The following is a 17,502-nucleotide window of genomic DNA, read 5'->3' as shown; positions in this document are numbered from 1 at the left end:
GGATGATCAGACAGGATGATCAGACAGGATGATCAGACGGTGATTTTTTTGTCGTATCTTCGACGGGCGTTGATTTGCGTGAACCTGAATTTGGCTCCTGATACATCCATGGCAGCATGAATTTTGTCATCTCTGACGCAGCGTGCACTGGTGATTTGGCTTGATGCGCGACGGCGCTGCAAATAGCTTCGATCAGACAGAGAGCCGCACCTTCGGAATTCGGTGACAGCTGACGACGGGTTTGCGCGTACAAGGTCAGATTTGCAATCGATGCCAGCGGCGAGCTGGGGGCATCGGTCAGTGCCAGAATTGGTACACCTTTTTCCCGGACCTGCTGCAACAGCGTGATCACATCTTCGGCATAGCGCGGGAAGGTAATGCCAATCACCAGATCACGTTCGGTGTATTTAAATAACTGACGTGCCACATGCGATGGTCCGCCCGAGCCTATCGTGGATTGTATGGTCTGGCAAAACGGATCCAGCCCGTGCGCCATCAGTCCACCGAGAAAAGCACTTGCGCCATAACCAACGATATAGATGCGCTCGGCATTCAAAATCATTTTAACGGCCTGATTGCAGACATCGGGCACCAGGGAGCGACGCGTCGCCTCCAGATTATTCAAATCTTCATTCAGCGAGCCGGCAATGATTTCGGTACTGGTTGCGGGACGTTGTACTTCGCTGCGTAATTTATCAATCGGCGCCAGCATCGCTTCAAAACCACAGACCAGTTCTGCGCGGAATTGCGGATAGCCTTCAAAGCCCAGTGCGCGGGCAAAGCGGTTTGCTGTTGCAACCGAGATCCCGACGGCATTTGCCAGTTCATCAATCGACATGGTTGCTGAGCGAAAGACATTCGATAACACGTAGTCGGCAGTTTTTCTGTGCGCCTTGGACAGGTGCATATACACCTTGCCGATGCGGGTATTAACCGTACCACCTAGTGCTTGGTTATCGAATCGATTCATGATCGGTGGCAATCTAAAGGAGAGGAGTAAGGATTAATCGGCAAGTAAAATGTAAATATAATTTCATCGTTTTAAATTGTAAAGAAATAAAACGCATCAAAAAAATGCTGAAATTTTATGCAGCATCGTATTTGCTATTTTATCTCATCAAATTTGAATGAAATTGGGTGACTGCCAAGAATATCGGGTTTCTATCGAGTTTTATTTTGAAATATCATCTCGTTACTCAATTTTGTTAGTAAAAAGATGAAGAAATGCAATCTTAGGCGATGTCGCAAAAGATTACTCTCGTCCATATACCTACCCTAGTATATTTTCTATCACTAATAAAGACGTGCGGAGTCGGGTAGGTTTTGTATGAAAATAGGGGGAGTATATTTATTTGATGGGATGGAAAGATTCCGCCTGAGCCAGCGGCCAGTAGGTGGCGAACACCTCCGGCATGCGACTAAGCTGGCTGGGATCCAGTAGCTCGCCAGCGTCCAGATACGGCAGCAGGCTAGATACCAGTTTGACTTGATTACCCGAAACGCGGCGTACCAGATGATAGGGTTTGAGTTCTGCCGGATGATGTAAGCCTGTTGCGGCGATCAGTTCGGCCAGCGCTTTCAGGGTATTTTGATGGAAATGCGCAACACGTTCTGCCTTGTCGGGAATGAACAGGGCTCGTTGACGCAGCGGATCCTGGGTTGCCACACCAGTCGGGCATTTGCCGGTATGGCAGCTTTGTGACTGAATGCAGCCGAGCGCAAACATGAACCCGCGGGCCGAATTGCACCAGTCGGCGCCTAGCGCGATCGTACGGGCGATATCGAACGCGGTAATGATTTTGCCGGAAGCGCCGATTTTTACTTTGTCGCGCAGGTTTGTGCCGACCAGCGTGTTATGTACGAGCAGCAAGGCTTCTTGCAAAGGCACGCCGACGTGATCGGTGAACTCCACCGGTGCCGCACCGGTGCCGCCTTCTCCGCCGTCAACCACGATAAAGTCAGGTGTGATACCGGTTGCCAGCATAGCTTTGACAATCCCGAAAAATTCCCATGGATGACCGACAGCAAATTTAAAGCCAGTCGGTTTGCCGCCGGACAGTGTGCGTAGTTTATCGATAAATTGCAGCATTTCTACCGGAGTAGAAAATGCTGAGTGCGATGCCGGTGATACGCAATCGGTACCTGCCGGGACGCCGCGAGCTTCAGCGATTTCTATCGTCACTTTGGCACCTGGCAGCAAGCCGCCGTGGCCTGGTTTGGCGCCTTGTGACAATTTCAGTTCTATCATTTTGACCTGAGCCAAAGAGGCGCTGGCGACGAAGCGTTCTTCAGAAAAACTACCGTCTAAATTGCGACAGCCAAAATAACCGGAACCGATTTCCCAGACCAGATCGCCACCGGGCTCATCGCCGCTCTCGGGCTTGTGATAGCGGCTGATGCTTCCTTCGCCCGTGTCATGCATGAAGCGGCCTTTTTGGGCCCCTTGGTTCAGTGCGCGAATGGCATTCGCTGACAAGGCGCCAAAGCTCATTGCCGAGATATTAAACACGCTGGCAGAATAGGGCTGCGGGCGATCCGCGCCGATCGTGATACGGAAATCGTGGCTATCTATTTTGCTGGGGGTGATCGAATGATTGATCCATTCATAGCCCGATTGGTAGACATCAAGTTGCGTACCGAAAGGGCGCTTATCTAATTCTTGCTTGGCACGCTGATACACAATCGAGCGCTGATTACGGGAGAAAGGATTGGCAGCGGTATCCTCCTCTAAAAAATACTGACGTATTTCAGGACGGATTGATTCAAAGAAAAAACGAAAATGCGCAATGATGGGGTAGTTGCGTAAGATGGAGCGTTTGGTTTGCAGCAGGTCGGCAACGCCGATTGCCGTGATGCCACCAGAAAGTGCTACCAGCCACCAGCCTGCGTGAAATAGATAGGCAATGAACATCGACAACAAAAACACAAAGCTGGCAATGATCAAAGTCAGGTAGCGCGCAACATGCATGGTGTTCTCCGTTGATAAGCGGGTGATGGTATCCCCCGAGTGTACAACGGTGCGCGCGGATCAAGCTAGTATCAAATACTGGGACTGTCTCTGATGGTTGACATGAGCTTTGGCGGAATCAGCCTGATAAGCTCGGCAAATGGATGCCGGGCACAATACCGAACGCGGACAGAATAATCACAATCAATAAGATGATGAATAGTACGCGTACGACTTGTGCCACCGGTGAGGGTAGGGGAAGTAAGCCAACCAGCCACCAGATTAGTCCAAATACCACCAGATAAATAATAAGATTGATGAGCATTGTCATAGGATTTCCTTTGTGATTTTGTAATAGCGCGACAATGTGGCTGTTGTCGCTTATGTTGTTGTGTTATTCGTGTTGTTCCGTACTATTTTTGTCTTTGCATGCCATGTGATGACGCGCAAAAATTTTTTAGAAATCCTCCGGAGAGGATTTCTTGCCTCTGACAATCTGAGCGGATTTATTTAGGCACGACGATAACGGTGTCGCCGGGTTTGCCGGGCGTTCCTGGCTCACCTTTAGCACCCGCATCGCCTTTATTGCCATCGTAGCCAGGCATGCCTTGAGCGCCGCTGGCGCCGGTAGCTCCCGTCGCACCGACAGACGCTGGCGCTCCGGTCTGACCTGCCGCGCCAGTGGAACCTGTTGCACCCGTTGCACCAGCAGGGCCGGGTACTGCGACCGGAACCTGAACCACAACCGGCGGAGCCTGACGTTCACAAGCGGATAAAGTCACAGTGCCAAGCAGGGCCAATAATAAAATCGGATATTTCATGATAAGTACCTCAATGTAAAAATAGTTGAGAAGCAAACATTCCCGCATTGGCATGGAAAAAAGCCCGGACAGCAGCGGAGTGGTTGACTAAAGTGAGTGTCAGCAGATCACCGGATCGTGTGGTGGCGATGCATTAGGGGTATTAGATGTATTGCTTAGCCGATCCGGTCATACAAACACACCGCATCATGCCTGCTTCATTTGTGATGATCTGTTTGCTAGCGCACAGATTGCCACTTACCATTTCATGATTAACTGACTCTGGATTGAGCTCAGACCGCATCGGGCGAGATTGCTTAAACGAGGAATAGATATATTTTTTGGAGAGCAGACTTGGGATGGATTTGTTGTCGCCTGAAAATAGCGCTGATATCTAAATGTATCTGCATATATATCTAGATATATTCACATATTTAATATACTCGTAAGGAGTATATTTTTTATGCCTCCATAAACGTTGCGGATTAAGGTTGATTTTATAAAAAATAAGGGGAGTATATTTATTACGCTCCCCCCAAAGAAGCTGCTCGGCTCTTGCTATATCGTATCCTTGAGGTCATTTTTTTGCACAAGTGTTTGACCGCACTTGCCACTTGCTCCCCTTATCCGGGGGCAAGCTAAAACGCCTGCTCCAGCATTAACTTGACGCTGCTCAATCCCGATGTCGTTGTCGTTGATTGACGAGCCATCTGTATATCCTGATAGCGGGCAATTTCCAGTTTATTTTGGGGGAACAGATTCGTCAGCGACAATCGCAGTTGCGTTTGTTTTGCCAGACTCCATGCCGCATATAAATCCAGTGTCCGGTTATTGCCTGTCATGCCGCTCAGGGTGGATGAGTTGCGGACATTGCCGCCGCGCTGATAGCTGAGATTGCCGCCGAGCGTGAGTTGATGATCCCATTTGTAATCGAGTGCGAGGTTGGCGCTGAGCGGTGTTTGCTGGTCGAGGCGATTGTCGGGGCCTGGGATTTGATCGACGCTGGACCAGTTGCGATTCAGATTGGCACGCAGATCAATGGCAGGTGCCTTGCTCATGAGGCTTTGTAGTGGCAACTTGATTTCCAGCTCGATGCCGTGCACTTGTGCCTTGCCACTATTGGTCGGGGTACTGGTCCAGACGGTGTTTTGTTGCGTTACTTTATCTAGAATCACGTCGTCAATTTTACGTGCAAACATACTCACGCTGAACAAACCGCCTTGTCCGAAATACTGTTCAAACGCGGCGTCCAGACCCCATGCGAGTTCCGGGCGCAACTGCGGATTGCCCTGGTTATCAGGATTGATCGCGCTGTTATTGTTATCGACGGTGTAGCGACGCGGGATCAGACTTGTGGTCGTCGGTGCTTTATAAGTGCGCGTCAGCGCCAGCCGGAATTGCTGCGTTTGTCTGGCGTTGGCGGCGTCATCACTGAGTTTCCACACACTTTGCAGCAAAGGGCTGAAGACGCTGGATTGATTATGTACCTGACTCAGGACATTGCCAGTGGTTGTGGTCTGCAACCCCTCCCAGCGTAAGCCCAGGGCAGCACTTAACTGGCGGCTGATTTCCCATTCATCTTGTACAAATAAGGCAAGGCGCCTGACATTCGACTGATAGGCTTCATTGCTATCCGCAGTACCTTGCCCCTGCGCATCGCTCATATGCTCAATACGATTTTCGTCGCGACGTATCAGGCTGCCATCCCAGCCTAACACCAAGGCATGATGATCAATATATGGTGCGGTGTATTTGCCGCTGAATGTCGCGGTCTGGTCATCAATGCCGGAAACGACTTCGTGTCGCTCTAACAAAGCCTGTTGTGCGGACATCCCTTTAAAATCAAAATAGGTATGCCGGTGACTGATGTTGAGTCCCACACTCGTTTCTATCCTGGCGCTGTCGGATAATTTACGTCGCCAGTTCAGGTTGCTGCGCAAGGCATTGGTATACGCATCCCAACTGCCGGTATTGTTCGGGAATTCAGACAGCGTACCGGTTGTGCTGATCTCATGCCGCTCTTTGACATTATTGATGCGGCTGCTGCTGAGAAAACTTTGGGAGGTTAGGGTGTCGTCTTCTGAAAACGTCCAGACCAGACGTGGCGCAACACTCAATTCATCCTTGGTAAAACGTTCTTCCAGATTGGCGTGTCGTTGCAGATTCATCGATGCGATCTGACCGCTACCTGTTTCGTCCTGAGTGGACGGTGTTATCCGCTGCTGATGTTGTAATGTTCCGGCAACGGTATAAGCCAGCGCCCCTCGTCGATCAGCTAATTGCAGTGACATAGTTGGTGAAATCTTGCCATTGCTGCTGGTGACGCCGATTTTGAGATCGTGCTGTGGTTTTTTGACGTTGCTTTTCAGGATAATATTAATCGTCCCGGCAATTGCCTGCGTGCTGAATTCTGCCGTCGCACTGCGCAAGACTTCAATACGCTCAATCAAATCGGGCGCGATACTATCGACTAAAAAGCCTTGCGGCGTCGCTTCGCCGTTCAGCAAAATTTGGGTATAGCCATTTCCCAGCCCCCGCATCTGTAAAGCACCTGTGCTGCTGAAACCTAAACCAGGCACCCGTTTGAGCACATCACTGAGATTACTGTCGCCATAGCGCGCGATGTCTTCCTGATTGACGATGGCCTTGCTGGCGGTTGCCTGCTTGCGTTCGTCCAGTACGCTATGCGCACCGCGCACCTCGACGCTATGTAAAGGTTCTTTATTGGTATTGGCAGCGCCGTTCTCGTCCGCTGCAGTTGCGCTCAATACGCTGGACGATGTCAGCGCACACAGCGCTAAACGGGAAAAGGTAAGCAGGGATGAAGTAGAAGATGACAAACAGGATGGCAGACAGGATGGCATACGAGCAAGCTGATTTTTTTGAGATGCGGCACTATAGCGAAAAAGTGCCGGTGCGTGTCAAAAGAAACAAGCATGCCAGCTCGCCATGAGCGGCATAACCCATGCATTTAACTCGCTGCCTAGCTTGCCGTCGCACCACTGATAATCCCGCCACCCAGACACACATCGCCAGCATATAAAACCGCCGATTGACCTGGCGTTACCGCCCATTGGGCGACGTCGAAATGTAAGGCGAAGCTGTCGCTTTGTGTTTGTAGCGCGCAGGCGATGTCTGCCTGGCGGTAGCGAGTTTTTGCCGAAAGCTGGATCTGGTCTGGTGCCCGTCCGGCGATCCAGCTATTTTGTCCGGCTTCTAATGCGGAGGACAGCAACCATGGATGATTATGACCTTGCACGACGTACAGCGTATTGCTAGCGATATCTTTTTTAGCGACATACCAGGCATCGCTGCTGCCATCGGCATTTTGGTGTGATTTTATGCCGCCGATACCTATCCCTTTACGCTGACCCAAAGTATAAAAACTCAAGCCGACATGTTGGCCGACGGTCTCGCCTTCCGGTGTTTTCATGTCGCCGGGTTGATACGACAGATAACGGTTTAAAAATTCACGGAAAGGACGTTCGCCGATAAAGCAGATGCCGGTGGAATCTTTTTTCTTGGCATTCGGCAGTTGCAGTTGTTCTGCAATTTTGCGCACGTCAGTTTTTTGGATTTCACCTAATGGGAAGAGTGTCTTGCATAATTGCGCCTGATTAAGGCGATGCAGGAAATAGCTTTGATCTTTGCTAGCGTCGAGGGCTTTGAGTAACTGGAATTCACCGTTGACCTCACGAACGCGTGCGTAATGACCAGTGGCAATGTAATCGGCACCGAGCTTCATCGCATGGTCGAGAAAGGCTTTGAACTTAATTTCTGCGTTGCACAGCACGTCCGGATTCGGGGTGCGACCTGCCTGATATTCGCGCAGGAACTCGGCGAATACGCGGTCTTTATACTCCGCCGCAAAATTCACTGCTTCGATATCGACGCCGACCACGTCAGCCACGCTGACGGCATCAATCCAGTCTTCGCGGGTCGAGCAATATTCTGAGTCATCGTCATCTTCCCAGTTCTTCATGAAGAGACCGATGACTTCATAACCCTGTTCTTTGAGCAGCCATGCGGAGACGGAGGAGTCAACGCCACCGGACATGCCTATTACTACGCGTTTCTTTGCCATGCTGTACTTCTCTTTCTTATTTCTTATTCGTGGTCTTGCTTAATTATGCTCAGAATCGGGTTTCGTGGTGCTGATGTCTAATGCAGACGGATGCGTGTAGAGCAGCGACAGCGGCGCACGTTGACCTGCCAGATAGTCGTTCACACATTGCATCACCAGAGGGCTGCGATGGCGCTCCTGTGATGCGAGCAATTCTGCATGACTCATCCAGACCGTACGCAAAATTCCATGATCCAGCGCGCGCTGATACAGTCGCCCCAACTCGCCGCTAAAAGCAAAGCGCAAATAGGTCACCTGTTCGCCAGTTTTTGGCGACACATAGCGTGACAGATACGTCCCGATTAACTCTGTCGGCGTGAAATCGTGTGCGGTTTCTTCCAGCGTTTCACGGCTCACAGCTTGTTGCAGGGTTTCGTCTGGATCAAGATGACCGGCCGGCTGGTTGATCCTTACGCCGTCTTCGGTCTCTTCTTCTATCATTAAAAATCGGTCGTCACGCGCAATAATGGCAGCAACTGTGACCGAGGGTTTCCAAATTGTGGACATAGCTTCTTTCAATAAGTCCGGTATTTTACTTTGCCATCAAATATTGTGTGGCAAAGCAGCAAATCTGATGCCGAATTAGCTAATGCGAATTTTATCTATGGGCAGTTTTCATGATGAATTAACAGCAAACAGTTTTGCCGGAAAAGACGTATTAAATTTGGCTGTTTTATGGATAAAGCCTTATTTCAAGCGGGTTTTCATGCTAGTGTAGCAAACGCAATTTGCCCGCTATTGGTGCAAATACAAGGCAGTCTTTGCTAGAAAAAGCAGAAAATAGAACGGTTGTGCTAAAAAACATTTTGCGTGTAATATCGTTGTCGAATATCAAATGTAAGATTCGGGTAAGGATTCCGGCGGCTGGAGCAAGCACCGCGAGGTCTGGAATTGCCTGAATTTTGCATAGTCTGATAAAAAATTATTGAGGGTCGAGTCTTGAGCCCGTGCGACTAATTTAAAACAAGCAACCAAGGAGCAAACCTATGAGAATCGGCATCCCCGCCGAGTCACGGCCGGGCGAGACGCGTGTAGCGGCGACCCCAGAGACCATTAAAAAATATGTGACGGCCAAACATCAGGTCATCGTGCAATCCGGTGCCGGTATTGCAGCCAGTATCACGGACGAAGCTTATCAGGCAGCAGGTGCGCAGATCGGTACTGCGGCTGAAGCGTTTGGTGCCGAACTGGTGCTGAAAGTCAGGGCGCCAAGTGCAGATGAACGTGCCATGATCAAATCCGGTACGGTGCTGGTCGGCATGCTCAATCCGTTTGATACAGAGAATATTGCAGCGATGGCGGCACACGGTATTTCTGCGTTCGCACTTGAGGCAGCACCGCGCATTACCCGTGCACAGTCGCTGGACGTGCTCTCTTCACAAGCAAATATCGCTGGCTACAAAGCAGTCATGCTGGCCGCGAATACCTATCAGCGCTTTATGCCCATGCTGATGACCGCTGCCGGAACCGTCAAAGCCGCTCGCGTCCTGATCATGGGCGTTGGCGTTGCGGGTTTGCAGGCAATCGCGACGGCAAAACGTCTGGGAGCCGTGATTGAGGCATCGGATGTACGCCCGCCGGTGAAAGAGCAAGTTGAATCTCTGGGGGCAAAATTTATCGACGTCCCTTACGAGACGGATGAAGAGCGCGAAATCGCTAAAGGCGCCGGCGGCTATGCCCGTTCGATGCCCGCCGCATGGATGGAACGTCAGGCGGCGCTGGTGCATGAGCGCGCCAAGCAAGCCGATATCATCATCACGACGGCGCTGATCCCTGGCCGCAAGGCACCGGTTTTGATTTCCGAAGACACGGTCAAAGCAATGAAGCCCGGTTCCGTGATTGTCGATATGGCGGTCGAGCAAGGTGGCAATTGTCCATTGTCCGAACTGAATAAAACCGTCACCAAATACGGCGTGCATATTATCGGTGAACCTAATCTGGCCACGCTGGTTGCGGCTGATGCATCTGCCTTATATGCCCGCAACGTACTGGATTTTTTAAAACTGATCATCGATAAAGACGCCGCTCTGGCGATCAATAAAGACGATGAAATCGTCGTCGCGACTCTGGTGTGCGCAGGCGGTGAAGTTTTACGAAAATAAGACCAGACATTCGTCAGCGGTCATTATGTGACGTAGTGCAGCTAAAGAAATTTAGCCAGAATTTTTTAGTAAATGTAATTGAAAGAAGAACGACCATGCAAAGAAATATGCTCCGCGCCAAAATTCATCGCGCATCTGTGACCCAGTGCGATCTCCACTACGAAGGTTCGTGTGGTATTGATGAAAATCTGCTCGATGCTGCCGATATCAAGGAGCACGAACAGATTGAGCTTTATAACGTTAACAACGGCGAACGCTTCTCTACCTATGTCATTAAAGGCAAACGTGGGAGCGGAGAAATCTCGTTGAACGGCGCAGCAGCGCGTCGGGTACAACTCGGTGATTTGATGATCATCTGCACTTATGCTCCGATGAGTGATGAAGAGGCGAGTAACTTTAAGCCGAAAGTCGTTTTCGTCGATGGCAAGAATCAAATTACCAGTCTTAAAGAATATTAATCCCGACGGTTTACTTTGCATGTCTCACCCAAATAAAGAAAAGAGAGGACATCATGGAAGTTAGTCACACCCTCACCAACCTGATCATTTTTGTACTGGCGATTTATGTCGGTTACCACGTGGTCTGGACGGTTACACCGGCATTGCACACACCGTTAATGGCTGTGACCAATGCTATCTCCGCCATCATTATTGTTGGCGCGATGCTAGCTGCCGGACTGACCGAAGGTCTGCTGGCACAAGTCATGGGCACAGCGGCAGTTGCACTGGCGGCGGTCAATGTATTCGGCGGGTTTCTGGTCACCCAGCGTATGCTGGAAATGTTCAAGAAAAAAGAAACCAAGGCCAATGCAAACAGCGCTAAGGAGCACAAATAATGAGTATGAATCTGGTTACGATGTTGTACCTGATCGCCTCGGTGTGTTTCATTCAGGCGCTCAAGGGCTTGTCGCATCCGTCGACGGCACGACGTGGTAATGCTTTCGGCATGATCGGTATGGCAATTGCGGTTGCCACCACGGTTGCGCTGATCGTTAAGCTAAAAAATGAATCAGCTGGCTCTGGCCTCGGTTATGGACTGGTCATTCTTGGTGTCGTCGTCGGTGGTGGTATTGGTGCAACCCTGGCGAAGCGTGTTGAGATGACCAAGATGCCTGAGCTGGTCGCTGCGATGCATTCGCTGATCGGTCTGGCAGCGGTGTGTATTGCGGTGTCGGTAGTGGCTGAACCATGGATTTTTAATATCACCACGCGCGACGCGGCAATTCCTTTTGGTAACCGTCTGGAATTGTTTATCGGTACGTTTGTCGGTGCGATTACGTTCTCGGGTTCGGTGATTGCGTTCGGTAAATTGTCGGGTAAATACAAATTCCGTTTGTTTCAGGGCGCACCGGTCAGTTTTCAGGGCCAGCATTTTCTGAACCTGATACTGGCGATTGCGATGCTTGGTCTGGGGCTGATTTTTTGTTTCGCGCCAGGTAATGCGCCGGCATGGTTGCCATTTGTCTTGATGACAGCCATTGCTTTTATCCTTGGCGTATTGATCATCATCCCTATCGGTGGCGCGGATATGCCGGTCGTCGTGTCGATGCTGAATAGTTATTCGGGCTGGGCGGCAGCGGGTATCGGTTTTTCGCTGAATAATTCGATGCTGATTATCGCGGGCTCTCTGGTGGGTTCCTCGGGAGCGATCCTGTCTTACATTATGTGTAAGGCGATGAACCGGTCTTTCTTTAATGTCTTGCTGGGTGGTTTCGGCGGTACGCCGACTGAAGCGGCAGCGGCTGGGCAGGCGCAGCGTAACGTGAAGTCCGGTTCTGCCGACGACGTTGCTTTCTTGTTGGGTAATGCGGAGACGGTCATCATCGTTCCGGGCTATGGTTTGGCGGTGGCACGTGCTCAACATGCGCTGAAAGAATTAACTGAAAAACTCACACACAAAGGGATCACCGTCAAATATGCAATCCATCCCGTGGCAGGGCGTATGCCTGGTCACATGAACGTCTTACTGGCAGAAGCCGAAGTACCGTATGACCAGGTTTTTGAGATGGAAGATATCAACAGCGAATTTGGTCAGGCCGATGTGGTGCTGGTATTGGGTGCGAATGACGTGGTCAATCCAGCGGCCAAAGATCCCAAATCACCGATCGCCGGCATGCCGATTCTCGAAGCTTACAAAGCGAAAACTGTCATCGTCAACAAGCGCTCCATGGCCTCGGGTTATGCTGGTCTGGACAATGAATTGTTCTACATGGATAAAACCATGATGGTGTTCGGCGACGCGAAAAAAGTGATCGAAGATATGGTGAAAGCAGTTGAATAGCGACTAGCTTCAGGCCAAACAAAAAACCACCCTCAACATCAGGGTGGTTTTTTATTACGGCTCTGTTTATTGCACCCGGCATGCAGACATCAAGAGATCTGTATGTAATTACTTAATCATTAAATCTGACAGGTTGCATAAACCACGCAATTAGGCTGAAGAGCAGCATCAATCCCGCGATCCAGCACAGGCTGCGCCAGGGTTTTCCGCCTGTTCTGAGGATATCAAAACTTTCAATAAATACCGTTTCGCAAGCGCCGTTGCCGGTGTCTGTGCGGGTGATGCTGGTGCCGCGCTTAAATGCAAAACCGTGATGATGTGAGTACTCCGCAAGCTGGCCGCGAAAATGAATCTGGTCGCCTACTTGCACGCTGCGCATGAGCTTGGCGAGTTGCGGATTATCGGTTAGCAGATGATTATTTGAAATTGCCGTCTGATCGAAAGCCGCAAACGCCTCATTCGAATTCGTACTGAAATTGCAGGTGAACTGACCACTGGAGAAATTGATATCTGCGTATGAACCGCTGCGGACGTTATTACCCCAGACGACGCAGAGATCAACAATATTCAGGCTATCATTCCACTCGCGATGCAAGTAATCCCACCAGGTGTTGGCATCATGTTTGCTGACGACCAGACCTGTTAAATCATAGTGATAAAGCGGCTGGACCTGATAAGTGATGCCATGTGATTCTACGGAAAACGCCGCTTGTTTTAGCGGTGTTTGAATAGGCTCTTCAAGCAATGACGAAGAGAGTTCCGTCGCCGGTGGCAAGGCATGCATACGCCATAGCGAAACGCCTAACAAAACAAGGCTGGCAATCACCAGCCATTTCAGCAGGCTGCGTATCATGAGTGTCCGGACAGTATCTGTGGCAGAGGATGTGAGAAGGAAGCTGAGAGCGGATCTGGTCTGAGTTTATTCAGCCATGACTTGTTTATAGACAGGCCCCCATTGCGGATGGCCTACTTCACTTTTAGTGAGCTCAAATCCCGGATCCGCCATACGTGCTGAGCGGAACGCCTGTTTGCATGCGTCAATCCGTGCGCTGGTGCAAAAAATAAATGCCAGATATTTGTGCGCAAGCGCGGCATCTTTTTTAACGGTAAAGCCAGAGCCGAGTGCCAGCGTCAACGATTTTTCCGCTTCGGCATATTGGGCATCTTCATAAGAACGGATGCCGGATAGCAGGGCTTTTTCACCGGGGCGGGCGGACAGGTCTGACAGTCCGACTTGTGCTTCCGGTGCGGCGCAGCCTGCCAGAACGAGTGCTAATCCGAGTGCACTCATTATGCCAGTCAAGGCGTTTGACCCTTGACTTATCCGCTTGCCGGATAGTTTTTCGGATGAATCCGGACTGTGGGTATCCGTGTGGGTATCAGGTGTTGTTGTATGCAGTAATGACTGCTTAAAATCTGTGGCCAACTTTATTCTCCTTATCTGCACTGACTTCGATGTTGACGGTATAGCTATCGTCGCCATTGCGGAACTCAATTTTATGCTTACCCACTGCCAGATTTAATTTGGTGAGTGGCGGTGCTACCCCTTTGGCTTCTCCGTCCACATACACCTCACCCCATGGGGAGACGGCAAGTTGTACTGCGCCGAGCACGACTGGTACTGGTGGTAGCGCAACCGTAGCTGCGGATGCCTTGGGTTTTTGCTGAGACTTAGCCGTTGCCGGATCCGTTTTATTGTTTTTTTCCGGTGTTGTGGTCGCTGCCAGTGGCAAATTGACGATTTCTTCAGAACCTTCTTTGACCGAGCTGCTGGCCGGAACGGCAGAGGTTTTTTCTGCGGGCGGTGCTGCGGGCGACGGGTTACTTACCTCGCTCTGGACAATAACGGGAGCCAGCGTTTGCGGAGCCGGGTGCATCCAAGACCAGGCGCCTACCGCGATCACCACGGATAATCCGGCAGCGATCAACAGATGATTGATGCCCCATTTTTTCTGATCACTTTTTCTGCGCCTGTCACCTGTTGCATCGGCGGCGGCGACATCTTTTTCTGTCGAGGGCTGCTGAATTTTGGCGATGATGCGTTCAGCTCTTTCTTTGGATAAAAAACGGTTTAAATCGTTCGCCATGTCCGAGGCGCGGGTGTAACGGTCTGCCGGTTTTTTAGCCAATGCTTTGGCAGCAATCCGTGCCAGACGCAAAGGAACGTCGGCGCGTATTTCTTGTGGCGGGATCGCCGGATCATGTGCAATCGCATGCAAAATCTGCTTGATGCTATCGCCCTTAAACGGCAACTGACCACACAGCAGTTGGTACAGAACAACGCCTAGAGAAAAAATATCCGTGCGCGCATCCACTAATTCTCCGCGCGTCTGCTCCGGTGACATGTAGTTGGGTGTGCCTAGTAAGCGTTGTTCAGATAAATGATCTTGCCCCAGTGTTGCATCGCCATCGGACAACTGACGAGAGGCACTGGCAATGCCGAAATCCAGTACCTTCGGTGTCGCAGTGCCGGTGATAAATATATTGGCAGGTTTGATATCGCGATGGATTACACCATGCTCATGCGCATAATCCAGCGCATTGGCGGTGCGGGCGATCATGTCAGCAATCTGTTTGTAGCTGAATTGATGGCCTCCCATCATTAAATCACGTAGCTCTTTTCCTTCGAGATATTCCATGACGATATACAGTAAATCGCCTTCTTTATCGGCGTCATAGACGGTCACGATATTTGGGTGATTCAGGCGACCGGCAGCTCGCGCCTCCTGAATAAAATGCTTTTCAAATAACTGACGTTGATTTGAAGGTAATTGCGGATTCAGAATCTTGATCGCAACTTTGCGGCCGATCAATGGATCGCGAAACAGATACACAATACCAACCGAGCCCTGTCCGATTTCACTCTCATATACGAAGCGGCCAATACGCCCTTTGGGGACTGGATTGGTATGCGGCAGGTGGGTGCGTAGCGTGTCGGCGGTCATGCCTTAGCATAACGCTAAAACAACTTTACTTCCAGCGATGAAGCGAAATATGCCGGAGATTTGTGGCTTAATTTGTAAGCTTCTGAAACTTTTTGCGATCTGCGTGTCATCGATCAAAACTTCATGCAGCAACAGACCAGGACGAATAAAAAAAGCCGCATGCAGTAACATGCGGCTAACTCTGCTTATTCGTAAAATTTTCGTGATCATTCTGCGAAAATTTGCAGGGTCTTGCTACACCCGATTTCGCATTACATTCTGACCAGCGTAGATTTGCCGAACAGACTTTCAATCAGATCAACGGCTAATACCGCAGTCTGGTTACGTATATCAAGAGCGGGATTCAGTTCTACCAGATCGAGCGAGGCGAGGTGGCCGCTGTCAGCGATCATTTCCATGCACAATTGGGCTTCACGATAAGTCGGGCCGCCCAATACCGCAGTTCCCACACCAGGAGCAATATCGGGATCGAGGCAGTCCATATCGAAGCTCACATGCAGATGCGTGTTGTCATCGATACCTTCAAGTGCGCTATTCATGACGCTGCGCATACCGTGTTCATCGATGTAGCGCATATCAAATACCTGCATGCCCATTTCGTGAATGAATTTTTTCTCGCCTGCATCCACACTGCGTATGCCGATCATGCGAATCTGGTCAGGTGACATTGCCGGTGAGTGGCCAGCATAATGAATTAATTGCTCAGGACCATGGCCCATCAGGCAGGCGACAGGCATCCCATGGATGTTGCCGGTCGGACTAATCGTCGACAAGTTGCTGTCGGCGTGAGCGTCAAACCACAGGACACGGAGTTTTTTACCGTTCTTCTTGCAGTGTTTGGCAATCGCGCTGATCGAGCCGATTGCCAGACAATGGTCGCCGCCCAGCATCATGGGCATGTGACCATCGTTAAGCGCCTGATCGACGGCATCAAATACGGCCTGATTCCAGTCAATCGCTTCTTTCAAATGACGCAAACCATTTACCGGTTGTTGCCAGGGATTGGCAGGGCCATGCAAATTGCCGCGATCAACGACGCGTAATTGCCTGGCCTCCAGAGCTTCTACTAAACCAGCGACGCGCAACGCGTCGGGACCCATACCTGCACCTTTGACACTTGCCCCAACATCGGTTGGAGCTCCAATTAAGGAAATGGTTTTCATTCGGTTATTTGTTAAAATTTAAGCGTTTATCGGTACTGCTGTTTCTGTTGCAATGGTGGCTGATATGGTGGTTGATTTTTCATCCACGGCCATACCAAACAAATCTTTAGGATTGAGTAACTCGGGTACCAGATCCAGAATAGGCGAACTCTTTTGCATCACGTATTTTTCCAGATAACGCATTGCGGAAAAATCTTCTAAAGCAAAGCCAACGGAATCAAATACGGTGACCTGTTTTTCGTTGTGACGTCCCGCTACGCGACCTTCTAATATTTGCCATAATTCAGTGACAGCAAAATCTGCTGGCATCTGTTGCAGCTCACCTTCGATGCGGCTTTGCGGCTCGTATTCGACAACAACGTTGGCGTTTTTCAGAATATCGGCATGCAATTCTGTCTTGCCGGGGCAATCGCCGCCAACACCGTTGATATGCACGCCATCGCCTATCATGTCCGGCAGCAAAATCAGCGCATTGGTTTTATCCGCGGTCACTGTCGTGACGATATCTGCACCTTTGACAGCCTCTGCTGTAGACCCAGCGCGAATGATACGCAAATTTGGATACGCGCGCAGGTTCTTGATCAATTTATCGGTGGCAGCCGGATCGACGTCATACACGCGCAATTCTTGTATGCCAAGGATGCAATGGAAGGCGATTGCCTGGAATTCGCTTTGCGCACCATTGCCGATCAGGGCCATGCTGCGGCTGTTTGGTCGCGCCATGTATTTTGCGGCGAGTACCGAGGTGGCAGCAGTCCGGATGGCGGTAGTCAATGTTAATTCCGACAAAAGCTTGGGATAACCTGTATCCACATCTGCCAATACACCGAATGCTGTCACCGTCAGCAAGCCTTCTTGTGTATTTTTTGGATGTCCGTTGACGTATTTGAATGAATATTGAGTACCGTCAGAGATGGGCATTAATTCGATTACACCAACATCTGAGTGGCTGGCAACGCGTGCGCATTTGTCGAATTGATTCCAGCGTAAATAATCTTCCTTGATCATGTCAGCTAAGCGTGCAATCGCTGTTTCTACGCTGACTTTTTTCAGGTGGGTTTGCATTTCCTGTGTGCCGATGAAGGTCACCATGATGTTCTCCGTTGATTTTTGGGGGTAGTGCCAGAACGGATTCAAGAGAA

General features: G+C 50.3%; 16 protein-coding genes. 4 read left to right on the top strand and 12 right to left on the bottom strand.

Annotated elements, in window-relative coordinates:
- Positions 1-19 precede the first annotated feature (19 nt).
- From ACO0K3_RS05630 to ACO0K3_RS05600, 7 genes are all read right to left on the bottom strand, one after another.
- On the bottom strand, positions 20-970 hold the full coding sequence (locus ACO0K3_RS05630; RefSeq protein WP_422982706.1) for a MurR/RpiR family transcriptional regulator: 951 nt from the start codon (positions 968-970) through the stop codon (positions 20-22).
- A gap of 378 nt (positions 971-1,348) precedes the next feature.
- On the bottom strand, positions 1,349-2,968 hold the full coding sequence (locus ACO0K3_RS05625) for an FMN-binding glutamate synthase family protein (protein ID WP_422982704.1): 1,620 nt from the start codon (positions 2,966-2,968) through the stop codon (positions 1,349-1,351).
- Between the two features lie 118 nt (positions 2,969-3,086).
- Positions 3,087-3,278: a Thivi_2564 family membrane protein gene (locus ACO0K3_RS05620; protein ID WP_422982702.1), complete on the bottom strand. Its 192-nt coding sequence runs from the start codon at positions 3,276-3,278 to the stop codon at positions 3,087-3,089.
- A 175-nt stretch (positions 3,279-3,453) separates the two neighbouring features.
- Entirely contained in the window at positions 3,454-3,768 is a 315-nt protein-coding gene (locus ACO0K3_RS05615) for a collagen-like triple helix repeat-containing protein (protein WP_422982700.1), read from the bottom strand.
- Between the two features lie 617 nt (positions 3,769-4,385).
- The gene (locus ACO0K3_RS05610; protein ID WP_422982698.1) at positions 4,386-6,587 is read right to left on the bottom strand and encodes a TonB-dependent receptor plug domain-containing protein; all 2,202 of its coding nucleotides are present in this window, start codon (positions 6,585-6,587) and stop codon (positions 4,386-4,388) included.
- 143 nt (positions 6,588-6,730) lie between these two features.
- Positions 6,731-7,831 carry a tRNA 2-thiouridine(34) synthase MnmA gene (mnmA, locus tag ACO0K3_RS05605; protein ID WP_422982696.1) on the bottom strand — a complete coding sequence of 367 codons (1,101 nt, stop codon included), beginning with the start codon at positions 7,829-7,831 and terminating at the stop codon, positions 6,731-6,733.
- Positions 7,832-7,870: 39 nt separating this feature from the next.
- Positions 7,871-8,377 (bottom strand): NUDIX hydrolase, encoded by a 507-nt coding sequence (locus ACO0K3_RS05600; RefSeq protein ID WP_422982694.1) that lies wholly within the window; start codon positions 8,375-8,377, stop codon positions 7,871-7,873.
- 479 nt (positions 8,378-8,856) lie between these two features.
- Here ACO0K3_RS05600 and ACO0K3_RS05595 point away from each other — a divergent pair, with 479 nt between their 5' ends.
- The 4 genes from ACO0K3_RS05595 (at position 8,857) to ACO0K3_RS05580 (ending at position 12,252) form a co-directional block, all read left to right on the top strand.
- A complete protein-coding gene (locus ACO0K3_RS05595; protein WP_422982692.1) occupies positions 8,857-9,972 on the top strand; it encodes a Re/Si-specific NAD(P)(+) transhydrogenase subunit alpha in 1,116 nt (371 codons plus the stop codon).
- Between the two features lie 95 nt (positions 9,973-10,067).
- On the top strand, positions 10,068-10,430 hold the full coding sequence (gene panD, locus ACO0K3_RS05590; RefSeq protein WP_422982690.1) for an aspartate 1-decarboxylase: 363 nt from the start codon (positions 10,068-10,070) through the stop codon (positions 10,428-10,430).
- A gap of 53 nt (positions 10,431-10,483) precedes the next feature.
- The gene (locus ACO0K3_RS05585) at positions 10,484-10,807 is read left to right on the top strand and encodes an NAD(P) transhydrogenase subunit alpha (protein ID WP_422982688.1); all 324 of its coding nucleotides are present in this window, start codon (positions 10,484-10,486) and stop codon (positions 10,805-10,807) included.
- Positions 10,807-12,252, top strand: coding sequence for an NAD(P)(+) transhydrogenase (Re/Si-specific) subunit beta (locus ACO0K3_RS05580; RefSeq protein WP_422982686.1), 1,446 nt, complete (start codon positions 10,807-10,809; stop codon positions 12,250-12,252). The genes ACO0K3_RS05585 and ACO0K3_RS05580 overlap by 1 nt, the downstream gene beginning before the upstream one ends.
- Positions 12,253-12,364: 112 nt before the next feature.
- Here the strand turns inward: ACO0K3_RS05580 and ACO0K3_RS05575 are convergent, their stop codons facing one another.
- From ACO0K3_RS05575 to ACO0K3_RS05555, 5 genes are all read right to left on the bottom strand, one after another.
- Entirely contained in the window at positions 12,365-13,105 is a 741-nt protein-coding gene (locus tag ACO0K3_RS05575) for a hypothetical protein (RefSeq protein ID WP_422982684.1), read from the bottom strand.
- A 66-nt stretch (positions 13,106-13,171) separates the two neighbouring features.
- Entirely contained in the window at positions 13,172-13,543 is a 372-nt protein-coding gene (locus ACO0K3_RS05570; protein WP_422982682.1) for a TssQ family T6SS-associated lipoprotein, read from the bottom strand.
- 118 nt (positions 13,544-13,661) lie between these two features.
- Entirely contained in the window at positions 13,662-15,197 is a 1,536-nt protein-coding gene (locus ACO0K3_RS05565) for a serine/threonine protein kinase (RefSeq protein ID WP_422982680.1), read from the bottom strand.
- A gap of 251 nt (positions 15,198-15,448) precedes the next feature.
- The gene (gene rocF / locus ACO0K3_RS05560) at positions 15,449-16,360 is read right to left on the bottom strand and encodes an arginase (protein ID WP_422982678.1); all 912 of its coding nucleotides are present in this window, start codon (positions 16,358-16,360) and stop codon (positions 15,449-15,451) included.
- Between the two features lie 18 nt (positions 16,361-16,378).
- The gene (locus tag ACO0K3_RS05555; protein WP_422982676.1) at positions 16,379-17,452 is read right to left on the bottom strand and encodes an ornithine cyclodeaminase; all 1,074 of its coding nucleotides are present in this window, start codon (positions 17,450-17,452) and stop codon (positions 16,379-16,381) included.
- Positions 17,453-17,502 lie beyond the last annotated feature (50 nt).

Source organism: Undibacterium sp. Rencai35W (genome assembly GCF_049340185.1).
Classification (GTDB): Bacteria; Pseudomonadota; Gammaproteobacteria; order Burkholderiales; family Burkholderiaceae_D; genus Undibacterium.
The sequence above is the reverse complement of the archived record's forward strand: the minus strand, read 5'-3'. Positions and strand labels throughout refer to the sequence as shown.